Raw genomic sequence first — 10,718 nt, forward strand, 5'->3', positions numbered from 1 at the left:
TTTTTATCACTATAAAAACCTTTACCTAATTTCCAATCGAAAGCTCTTTATAGACGACCTCTACACGTACGGATTCCCGGCACCTTTACCCGATCAGCCCCGGATAGCCACCACCCGGTTAATCTTTGTTACATACTTGTCTTTCGCTTCGTTTTTTCGTAACTTAGCGGCGGATTAAATTAAAATAATATGTTTCCAAAAAATGAATTTCAAAAATATGCCACGAAACATAAAGGCATTAGCAGCTTAAACCTGCACCGATTCGAATCTGCCACGGCAAGCTATATATCTCCGACCATCATCGAAGAGCGTCAATTGAACATCGCCACGATGGACGTATTTTCCCGTTTGATGATGGACCGGATTATTTTTTTAGGTACACCTATCGACGATGATGTGGCCAATATCATCATGGCTCAACTTCTTTTTCTGGAATCCACGGACCCCGGAAAAGACATCCAGATTTATTTCAACACGCCCGGAGGTTCCGTGTATGCCGGTTTGGGGATATACGACACCATGCAATATATAAAATGTGACGTGGCAACTATCTGTACCGGAATGGCAGCTTCCATGGGAGCCGTGCTCCTGACAGCCGGAACCAAAGGGAAACGTTCCGCCTTGCAACACTCCCGGGTAATGATTCACCAACCTATGGGTGGAGCCTCAGGACAAGCATCCGACATCGAGATCACAGCACGTGAAATTGCCAAATTGAAAAAAGAACTATACACGATTATTGCCGATCATTCCGGAAACCCGTTCAAAAAAGTGGAAAAGGATTCCGATCGAGATTACTGGATGACTGCCGAGGAAGCTAAAAACTACGGCATGATCGATGTGGTATTAACCAGAGAAAAATAAATGATGCAAGACAAGTGCTCTTTTTGCGGAAGATCCAGAGATGAAGTGGATCTTCTTATATCGGGTGTGGACGGTTTCATCTGTGATATGTGTGCAACACAAGCGTACGATATCGTACAGGAAGAACAAAAAAACCATACCTCTTCGTTAAATCTGGATCAGATCGAAGTAAAAAAACCGATCGAGATCAAGGAATTCATGGATCAATACGTGATCGGGCAAGACGAGGCTAAAAAACATTTAGCCGTAGCCGTGTATAACCATTACAAGCGTTTGGCCCAAAAAGAGACTCAGGATGACGTCGAAATAGAGAAATCGAATATCATTATGGTCGGCAGAACAGGAACGGGAAAAACCCTGTTAGCACGTACCATTGCCAAAATGTTGCATGTTCCTTTTACCATCGTGGACGCCACGGTTTTAACGGAGGCCGGCTACGTGGGAGAAGATATCGAATCCATCTTGACGCGATTGCTTCAAGCCGCCGATTACGACGTGGAAGCCGCCGAAAAAGGAATCGTGTTTATCGATGAAATAGACAAGATCGCCCGTAAAGGAGACAACCCTTCCATTACCCGGGATGTCAGCGGAGAAGGAGTTCAGCAAGGCCTATTGAAACTATTGGAAGGTTCGATCGTAAACGTACCGCCTCAGGGTGGACGAAAACACCCGGAACAAAAACTGATACCCGTAAATACGAAAAATATTCTGTTTATCTGCGGGGGAGCTTTCGATGGCATCGAGAAGAAGATAGCCCAAAGAATGAACACCCAGGTAGTAGGCTTTACCGCCAGTAAAGAAACCGAAACCATCGACCGGGACAACATGCTTCAATACATTGCCCCCCAAGATTTAAAATCCTTCGGGCTCATTCCAGAAATCATCGGACGCCTGCCGGTATTGACTTATTTAGAACCATTAGACAGACAAGCCCTGAGGAATATTCTCACGGAACCGAAAAATGCCATTATCCGGCAATACGTGAAATTGTTCGATTTGGATCATATACAATTGAATTTCGATGAAGAGGTATTCGAATACATTGTCGATAAAGCGATCGAATTCAAATTGGGTGCACGCGGACTTCGTTCCATTTGCGAAGCGATCATGACAGACCTGATGTTCGAGATTCCCTCGCAAAAATGCGAGACCGTCACCATCACCAAAGAGTATGCCGAAAGCAAATTACAAAAATTAAGTGCCCAGAAACTTCGGGCCTAATCATAGAAAAGCGGTCATTGGCCGCTTTTCTTTTATTTCCCTATCAAATCACGAATCACGACAGAGGCGCAAAAACAACCGAATGCAGGCGGCATATAAGAGATCGTTCCCACATTGGATTTCTTATTTTCACCCTCACTTAGAACCACCGCTTCAGGATCGACCTCTTCCGGAGAGAAAACGACTTTTACCCCTTTATACACACCTAATTTATGTAATCTCTTCCTCAGCATTCTTGCCAAATTACAATTATAGGATTTAGAAATATCCGCAATCCGTATTTGCGTAGGGTCGAACTTTCCCCCGGACCCCATCGAGCTCACGATAGAGTAACCGTTCTGCAAACTGTGGTATATCAAAAAAATTTTAGGGGCCAACGTGTCGATCGCATCCACAATATAATCATAAGAAGCCAGCTTCAACACTTCAATCATCCGGTCGTCCCGAATATAATCATTGATAACATGCAATCGTATTTCCGGATTTATATCCCGAAAGCGAGCGGCCATAACTTCGGCCTTAGGCTTGCCCATGTTACTATCTAAAGCAGGCAGTTGACGATTTTTATTGGTCTCCTCCACGCAATCCCCGTCAATAATCGTCATCTCTCCTATTCCCGCACGACACAACTGTTCCGCAGCATAAGCGCCTACCCCCCCTAACCCCGCGACCAACACGTGAGCTTCCTGCAATTTCTTCAATGCCTCTTTCCCGATTAACAATTCCGTCCTACTTAACCATTCCGTCATCATACCTTATCTCTATCACTTTTTGATAATTATCCCAAATAACCCGTTTCAACTCCTCTTCTCCAATTCCCAATTCAGAAGCCGCAGATTCGTATATCGCCTCGATCCGGACATCCCGGTCATCACTCTCCAAAAAAAGAGCGTACAACGGAATCTTTCTTAACAAACGAAACGCGTTCGAACGAGGATTCAACAACTGAGGCCCTACCGAAATATAAAAACCGTGTTCTAATAACTGATTAAGAATCTGTTCATTATTATTAAAACCATGAATAATCCAAGGGACCGTCGTTTTCACGCCTTTACGAACCCTGATCAAATCGGGATAGGCCTTAACGCAATGAATAATCAAAGGTTTTCGTGCCTGTTCCGCTAACTCGACCTGTCCTATCAACAAGGGGATCTGTTCTGAAAACAACACGGCGGACCTCCGGTCCAAACCACATTCTCCCACGGCGACCACCTCTTTTAAGGCGATCATTTGCCCCAACTCCTTCAAAATTTCTTCCCTTTTTCTCGTGAGTTTTTTCATCGGATGCCAGCCTACGGAATAAAAAAACCGCTCCCCTCCCAAACGCCTCTTCTTCAATTCGATCTTCAAACCGGCATAAAGTTCCCCGACGTCCAATATATTGACCCCGCCCCCTCCGCAATGCGTATGTATATTTACATAGGAAACCATTTCTCTTTGCTTGCAAGACAAATTCTTCTACACAAAGATAGGAAAAAGGGAGACTATTTACTTCCCTTACGACACATAATATTCAATATTGTCTTATCCGTCTCTTCCATTCCGGCCGTTCCGATCAACCCGACATTTCGGATCGTCTTTTCAATATCGTCCTCTATGATCCCGTCATCATGGGTTTGAATTCCCCGCATGGCTAATAAAGCCGCCTGCACGGCAGCGGAGACCCCGGAGTATACCTTTAAAGCACATCCCTGTTTTGCTCCGTCGCACATCATTCCCGTCAAATTGGAACACATCGTTTTTATAGCATTTACGACTTGCTCGTAACTCCCGCCCATCAGGTAAGTTATGGCAGATGCAGCCCCGGTCCCGGCAATCAGTATACCGCAAAGAGCCGAAAGATGCCCCATGTAGGAGTGAATATGAGCCGCAATCAAATTACTCATGGCCAAAGCCCGCACCAACTGCTCTCTCGATGAACCGAATTTTTCTGCCGCAACAATAACAGGCATATACACCGTAATGCCTTGGTTACCGCTACCGGAATTGGTCATTACAGGCTTCGGACACCCGTCCATACGAGCATCAGAAGCAGCCGTAGCCTGAATCAAAGCATTGTTCAACAAATCATTTTCCAATACTCCTTTATCGATATTTTCCTGCAAAGTTTTACCGATTTGCAACCCATACTCCTTTCTCAATCCTTCCGAAGCAATCTCCTTATTCATCTCGGCTCCCTCCAATACGAATTCGATATCTTTCAACTCCACCTCATGAATAAAATCCCATATTCTTCTGACACTCAACACGGGACAATTATCTTCCGATAATTTAGAGACATCTACCCGATACTCTTTTTTAAAAATAATCTCCCCGTTTTTCTCCACATACACGATATTCGTGTGGTCATTCATGATTATCACTTTTGCCGTATCATCCCCTCTCCGGGCATCCACTTCCGCGTATAACTTATCGGGTGCATCCTCTTTCATGGAAACGACGACTTTCGATACCAGCTCCTTTGCAAATAATAAATTATCCCCTTCGTTCACCTCTTTCAGTACTTCCAAACCATACTCGCTCTTGCCGCAAACGGCACCTAAAGCAGCAGCAATAGGAAGGCCTACCATTCCCGTTCCCGGAATCCCCACGCCCATTCCGTTTTTGTATATATTCCCGCTCACCCGCACCTCCAAATATTCCGGAGTACTCCCTAAAACCTCTTTGCATTTAGCACAGGCAAGAGCACAAGCCACGGGTTCCGTACACCCCAAGGCTGCTTTAGCTTCTTTTCTTAATATGTCAACAATTTGGCTATTCGATACTTGAGTCATTCTATATGATTTTTACACGTGAACTTTTAATTATATCCCCATCCGACAAAAATAATGTTATTTATCTATTTTTCTATCATTTCAATACAATTTATGCTATCTTTGTTCACTCCATGAAAGACCATGGTAGCCTATTGTTATAACGCGAACGATTAAATACATCTTATAAAAAATGAGAGCAATTTTAGTCACGGTATTATTATTGATAGCGAGTTACGGTCGGGGGCAAAACGACTCGATTCCTCCCGTTGAGAAAGAATTTGATTTCATACGCGAATTACTGGAACCCAATCGATTGGGTGGAGTAAATATTCACATCTCCGGAGATCACAGAATCGAAAAATTGGTCAGATTAAATATAGCCAATAATAAAAAAGGATACTCGTTCAAAGGCTATCGAATCCAGATACTATCCGCAAGTTCTTTTAATTCAAACGTCGATAGTTTAAAAAAATACACGGAAGATTTTGAAAAGCTTTTTCCCGATATTCCGGCTTATTTACAATACTTTGATCCCGATTTCAAAATCAGGGTCGGAAATTTTCATTCCCGCCTCGAAGCAATCCCCGCTTTAAAACGCATCCGTAAGAAATATCCCAACAGTTATCCTGTAAAAACAGATATCTATTTAAAAGAATTAAACCGGGTACAGGAACAGGATACGACTTCAGGTCCGGACTCTTTGTTGCCGTTCAAACGGTAAGATAAGCTTCAAGCTGCTTTATCTCTTTCGCGAAATTTACGGTTGGATGAATCCGGGTAACCTCTCGAATGGCAGCCAGTAGTTTTCGTACTAAATTTCGATAATCATCGGAAGTCGCATCGAACGGACGATGAGTTATTCCCTTGTTTATTCGTCCGATCGTATTCATCACGCCCAACACATCCGGACTGATATAACTGAACAACAAACGCTCCCAAATATAATCGACCGTAAACGAGGTTAAATGAAGCATATCTTCGGCGTAAAAACGATAATCCCGCAACTCATCCAACACAATCTCGTAAGCGGGGAAATAATAAACCAGCTCCACGGCCTCCCGTATTTGCTCAATAGCCAGTAACAATGTCGATTTACTCAACTGATTGCCATCGGCTCCATCTTTCCAGTGACGGATCGGACTAACGGTAAACATAACCCGCAAATCGGGATTCACCTCCCGCAAGCGACGGATCAACGAAATATATTCGTCTGCAATCTCCCCGACACTCAACCGATAACGCTCGAACTCCTTAGCGGGAATCTTATGACAATTCGCCACCACCATCCCCGTCTTCATGTATTTATAAACCCAGGCAGTACCCCATGTTACGACTAATAAATCCGTCCTTTTCAAATTCTCCCGGGCCTCTTCCAATCTTCCGTTTATCCGGTTCAAAACCGTCATAAGTTCTCTATCCGAAAAACAACCATGATGATAGAGGCTTATCCATTTCCCATTCTCACGTAATAAATCCGACTCCTGAAACTTTTTGTTGTCTAACATCAGGCGAAGCACATTGGCTACCGAACGGGGATTATACACGATGCCGCAAGGATTCACATCCACATCGAATTTATAATAAGTAAACTTATTACCCATGTTTTCGGCAAAACAAGAACCCAGCAACATCAGTTTAGAACGGTAATCGATCAAAAAATCGGGAGGGGTGATATTCACCTTCGTCTGCAAGTTCATTTCCTTTTGTTTTAATTTTAAACTCTTTAAGTTCTCCTACAAAAATACGGAAGATTTACCTCTTTTGTGCCGACAATCTCCATCTATTTTATATTTTTGTACAAAATATCTGTGTATGGGAATCATCACCATGTTTATGATTGCCGTTGGTCTGGCGATGGACAGCCTTGCCGTAAGTATCAGCGGGGGGATTTTTATGAAACCGTTTTGGCTGAAACAAGCCATGAAGTTAGCTTTAACCATGGGGATTTTTCAAGGAGGGATGACCCTCGCGGGGTGGGCTCTGGGAGTCAGTTTCAGTTCATACATCACAGCATACGATCATTGGATTGCTTTCATTCTATTATCTTTCTTGGGAGGCAAAATGATTTACGAGTCTTTTCAGAAAGAGAAGAGTTCTTTCGCCTCGTTGTCGAGCAAAACCTTATTAACCTTAGGAGTAGCAACCAGTATCGACGCTCTTGCCGTCGGAATAAGCATGGCTTTTCTTAAGGTCAGTATATATCTCCCCTCATTTATTATCGGCTTTACAACATTCGTTCTATCCCTCGCCGGGGTTTGCTTCGGTTACCGCTTCGGAAAAATAAAAGGAATCAATGTGGAACTGCTCGGGGGAATCATCCTGATCGCCATAGGAACAAAGATCCTTATCGAACATTGCTCCGAATAATTTTTTTTCCGATCCCTTCAATATACCGCATATTTCATTATCTTTGCTGTTGCATAACTATGGGGCAGACCTGGATTTGACAGCATGATGAATAGGTATGTAAGCATGTCGGGCGTAGTGAAGCCGGCCCGTTAATCCCGGACGCAAAATTTTAATTGGCGAAAATAATTACGCTCTTGCTGCCTAATCGAATCACAGTAGATTCAGGCTTAATCTCCGCTCAAGGATAGTGGAGACAAGACATCCCGCCGGAGGATCCACCTTGTTCCAACCGGCATCCGGGGTGCAGGCAATACAGGGTTAGCCGGCGTCATGCTTCGAGGCGCAGGTGAAATTCAGAAGCTAAGGTACAGTTTGGGTGCTCTTTTCCGGGCTGTATTCGAAAACCAATAAAAAGCTAAGCATGTAGAAAGCATATTGATTCCGTGTTTGGACCAGGGTTCGATTCCCTGCTGCTCCACAAAGTTTTTTAATCTTATTTACAATCAACACTTACAACGGACACTTAATTTATTAAAATGTCCGTTGTCGAGTTCATTTAACGTCACGAGTTAAAAGCAAACACGTTACAAAATTTTCAACGGCCAAGTCTTCTCAAAATGAAAAAGAGAAATTAAGCAAACTTATAGTTGATTTTATGAATAAAAAGCCTTTTGCGGAAGGAGTAAAGATAACTGAAAAAGACATTCAGAAAATGGAATCACGAGTACAGGCAAAATCTTCTAACAATCAATTATTCAATAGTGATAAACAGCGAAAGTATTATAAGAATCTTAAGGATATAGTACGTAAAGATAAACATTCGTCTCCACAAGATCTTATATCTTCTATTAATAAATTAGAAAAACAGGTAGCAGAATCTGATCTTTCCGAGTCAGAACAGGCTCAATTATTAATAGGTATGTCCGTGGCAAAATACAGCTCTGTTTTTTGGATGGAGCAAGTAAAGAATATGGAATCTCAGGCAAAAACAACAAATGCCATTCCGGAAGAAGAGATGTATGACGGAGATTGGAATCGCTGGTTTGAATCATTTTTAAGCAAGGCGGAAGAAATTTTCTGGGCTGATGTTGAAGGTGGTATAGGAGGATTCGCAACATCATTCATATTCATAGATTACAAAGGTCTTCTAATTCCGGGTATGGGTCTTGCAACAATTCAAGCCGCAATGGGATATGTCGTTAGTTTTGCAATTGGAGCCTCTGCTTGGCAAGGGATAAAGATTTTATGGAATATTGTATTTGAATAAATATCATGACGAAAAATAATAATATTCAGAAAAAAATTATTCAAAGAACATTTTGGCAAATATTACCTTTTATGTGCATTCTCCTTTTATGGCGAGAGTATGGAAATATGGAATTTTCTTGGTCATATGCAGCCATGTTCAGTATTGAATTAATTGTAGGTATTGGAATTACCTATGCGACCGCTTGTTATTTGGCTCGTTTGAAAATTGAAGATAAAGATAAACATATTTTTCGGAATTAATAAAAGCGGGGAATATTTCCCGCTTTCATGAGTGAGTGTTACCTTTTATGCTTATTTTGCTCGTTATAAACGAGCATGGCGAAGTAAAACTAACATGGTTTTAAATCGTCATTAATCATGAATTATCGATTAGAAAATAGTCTACCTGATTCGATAGATCGAAGGCAATTACAAATAAACCATAGCATTTCTAAAAATTCAACCATTGTTTAAAGGCGGTTATCTTTTCTTCGCTAACCGTAATCTGGGATTTAAAGGGCGGTTTTACAAAAACAACGACTTTACCGTTGAAATAAGGTTCTATACGCATGATGGCTTTCACACAAAGAAGCACCTGACGATTAGCGCGGAAAAACTGATCGGGATCAAGTTGTTCAACCAGTTTATTGAGCGAAAGATCGACAATATGCTCCTGCCCTGAATAGGTTACAGCGAATGTAATCTTATTTTCAGAATAAAAATAAGCGATATCGATTACCTCCAGCGGGCGGAATCGATCTCCCCCGGAAATCAAAAAACGGGTCCGATAAGGCTTTTCTCTCTGTTGCAAACTATTAAGAATCGTATCCAGATAATCCTCTGCCCGCAATTTACCACCTGCAGTAAACGATTCGTATTTCACGATGGCCTCCAATAATCTTTTTTCATCAACAGGTTTCAAAATATAATCTATACTGTTTACCGCAAATGCCCGCACGGCATACTGATCGTAAGCCGTAGTAAAAACAATAACGGAAGAGGGACGAGCAGCGTTTAAAAAATCGAACGAATTACCGTCGGACAAATGAATATCGAGAAATAAAAGATCAGGATGAGAATTTTCGGTAAACCATTGTATATTCTCTTCCACGTTTCCGGACAACACGATGATTTCCCAGTCCGGGCGTAATCGATGAATCATCATATATAACAAACGGGCTGCAGGGACCTCGTCTTCAATAATGCCGACCTTCAAACTACTCATTTGCAAAAGGAATTTTCACGGTAAATACTCCAAATTTATCACAAACCTCAATACTCTTGCCCGTAATCAACTCGCATCGATTAGACAGATTCTGAAGTCCCACGCCAGGCGAAGAATCTCCTATCTTGGGTTTAATCAGATTACGAACCACCAACGTGTCCCTTTCTACCTCTATATTGATTTCCATGGGGCGACTTGCAGATATCGAATTGTGTTTTATCACGTTTTCGACCAGTAATTGCAATGTCAGAGGAGGTAAAAGTCGCTCTTTACAATCGTCAGCAACTATCAGGTTACAAGTGATACAATTTCCCAACCGGACCTCATGCAGAAAAAGATACGAGTTCAAAAATTCCAATTCTTCTCCCATGGTAACCAGAAGTCTATCCTGACATTGCAATACATAACGATAAACATCCGAAAGGTTTTTAGTAAAACTCACCGCATTTTGAGGATTATATTCGATTTCGGCGATTAAGGTATTGAGACTATTAAACAAAAAATGCGGATTCAATTGATTTTGCAAAGCCATGTAACGAGCCGTATCGTTCTCTTTTTGCAATGCCGACGTACGTTGCTGCAAATAAAGCATATTCTGCATGGCCCGATAAGCAAGCAGTAATCCAAGAATGACCAATTCCACCAACCAGACAAGGATCAAGAGACGCACTCCCCCATTCGGAAAAGTAAACGGATGCGCCAAACCTACCAAAAGTTTAGCTGTAACCAACAACCCGTAATTTAACAGTAAAAACATCAGCATGACCACCACGTACACGAATACAATTCTCAATCGGCTACGAGTGTTTAAAGCATAACTATCGTTTAGCCAGGAACTGATCCGAATTGTAAAATAACCCAATATATTGAAAGTCAAAATAAAAAACAGGCATACCCCGATTGAGGATAACGTATCGGTTAATAGTAACGGGAAACCGGAGTAATTGATCAACAAAAGAAAAGAAAATACCCCAAGACCGGAAAACAATCCGACATATAAAAAAGAGTTTAGTCTTGTATTCATCCTATCTTCAATACCGTTTTTGCAAAGTTAG

Annotated in this window: 12 protein-coding genes and 1 other RNA gene; 7 read left to right on the top strand and 6 right to left on the bottom strand. The window is 41.9% G+C overall.

Going from position 1 to position 10,718, the window contains the following annotated elements; translation table 11 throughout:
* Positions 1 to 189: 189 nt before the first annotated feature.
* Both clpP and clpX read left to right on the top strand, forming a co-directional pair.
* Positions 190 to 864, top strand: a complete 675-nt coding sequence (gene clpP, locus BN3283_RS09670) for an ATP-dependent Clp endopeptidase proteolytic subunit ClpP (RefSeq protein ID WP_041502690.1) — start codon at positions 190 to 192, stop codon at positions 862 to 864.
* A gap of 3 nt (positions 865 to 867) precedes the next feature.
* On the top strand, positions 868 to 2,085 hold the full coding sequence (gene clpX, locus BN3283_RS09675; protein ID WP_041502720.1) for an ATP-dependent Clp protease ATP-binding subunit ClpX: 1,218 nt from the start codon (positions 868 to 870) through the stop codon (positions 2,083 to 2,085).
* A gap of 32 nt (positions 2,086 to 2,117) precedes the next feature.
* On the opposite strand, the gene BN3283_RS09680 is transcribed toward clpX, so the two are convergent.
* From BN3283_RS09680 to BN3283_RS09690, 3 genes are read right to left on the bottom strand one after another with little or no spacing between them, the layout of a single operon-like run.
* Entirely contained in the window at positions 2,118 to 2,834 is a 717-nt protein-coding gene (locus BN3283_RS09680) for a tRNA threonylcarbamoyladenosine dehydratase (RefSeq protein WP_181416516.1), read from the bottom strand.
* Positions 2,815 to 3,516, bottom strand: a complete 702-nt coding sequence (locus tag BN3283_RS09685) for a TatD family hydrolase (RefSeq protein ID WP_059026526.1) — start codon at positions 3,514 to 3,516, stop codon at positions 2,815 to 2,817. Before BN3283_RS09685 ends, BN3283_RS09680 begins: the two co-directional genes overlap by 20 nt.
* A 53-nt stretch (positions 3,517 to 3,569) precedes the next feature.
* Positions 3,570 to 4,859 carry an L-cysteine desulfidase family protein gene (locus BN3283_RS09690; protein ID WP_059026527.1) on the bottom strand — a complete coding sequence of 430 codons (1,290 nt, stop codon included), beginning with the start codon at positions 4,857 to 4,859 and terminating at the stop codon, positions 3,570 to 3,572.
* 172 nt (positions 4,860 to 5,031) lie between these two features.
* Between BN3283_RS09690 and BN3283_RS09695 the strand changes: the two genes are divergently transcribed.
* Entirely contained in the window at positions 5,032 to 5,562 is a 531-nt protein-coding gene (locus BN3283_RS09695) for an SPOR domain-containing protein (RefSeq protein ID WP_059026528.1), read from the top strand.
* On the opposite strand, the gene BN3283_RS09700 is transcribed toward BN3283_RS09695, so the two are convergent.
* Complete coding sequence (locus tag BN3283_RS09700) at positions 5,552 to 6,538, bottom strand: GSCFA domain-containing protein (protein WP_059026529.1); 987 nt, start codon at positions 6,536 to 6,538, stop codon at positions 5,552 to 5,554. The genes BN3283_RS09695 and BN3283_RS09700 overlap by 11 nt on opposite strands.
* Positions 6,539 to 6,653: 115 nt before the next feature.
* Between BN3283_RS09700 and BN3283_RS09705 the strand changes: the two genes are divergently transcribed.
* The 4 genes from BN3283_RS09705 (at position 6,654) to BN3283_RS09715 (ending at position 8,699) form a co-directional block, all read left to right on the top strand.
* Entirely contained in the window at positions 6,654 to 7,208 is a 555-nt protein-coding gene (locus BN3283_RS09705) for a manganese efflux pump MntP (protein ID WP_059026530.1), read from the top strand.
* Positions 7,209 to 7,269: 61 nt separating this feature from the next.
* Positions 7,270 to 7,671: a transfer-messenger RNA gene (gene ssrA, locus BN3283_RS14200) on the top strand.
* Positions 7,672 to 7,845: 174 nt separating this feature from the next.
* Positions 7,846 to 8,457 carry a hypothetical protein gene (locus tag BN3283_RS09710; RefSeq protein WP_059026531.1) on the top strand — a complete coding sequence of 204 codons (612 nt, stop codon included), beginning with the start codon at positions 7,846 to 7,848 and terminating at the stop codon, positions 8,455 to 8,457.
* Positions 8,458 to 8,462: 5 nt separating this feature from the next.
* Positions 8,463 to 8,699 (top strand): hypothetical protein, encoded by a 237-nt coding sequence (locus BN3283_RS09715; RefSeq protein WP_059026532.1) that lies wholly within the window; start codon positions 8,463 to 8,465, stop codon positions 8,697 to 8,699.
* A gap of 190 nt (positions 8,700 to 8,889) precedes the next feature.
* On the opposite strand, the gene BN3283_RS09720 is transcribed toward BN3283_RS09715, so the two are convergent.
* Both BN3283_RS09720 and BN3283_RS09725 read right to left on the bottom strand, forming a co-directional pair.
* Positions 8,890 to 9,663 (bottom strand): LytR/AlgR family response regulator transcription factor, encoded by a 774-nt coding sequence (locus tag BN3283_RS09720; protein ID WP_059026533.1) that lies wholly within the window; start codon positions 9,661 to 9,663, stop codon positions 8,890 to 8,892.
* Positions 9,656 to 10,687 carry a sensor histidine kinase gene (locus BN3283_RS09725; protein WP_059026534.1) on the bottom strand — a complete coding sequence of 344 codons (1,032 nt, stop codon included), beginning with the start codon at positions 10,685 to 10,687 and terminating at the stop codon, positions 9,656 to 9,658. The genes BN3283_RS09720 and BN3283_RS09725 overlap by 8 nt, the downstream gene beginning before the upstream one ends.
* Positions 10,688 to 10,718 lie beyond the last annotated feature (31 nt).

It is taken from the genome of Gabonibacter massiliensis, assembly GCA_001487125.1.
In the GTDB taxonomy this organism is placed as follows: domain Bacteria; phylum Bacteroidota; class Bacteroidia; order Bacteroidales; family Marinifilaceae; genus Gabonibacter; species Gabonibacter massiliensis.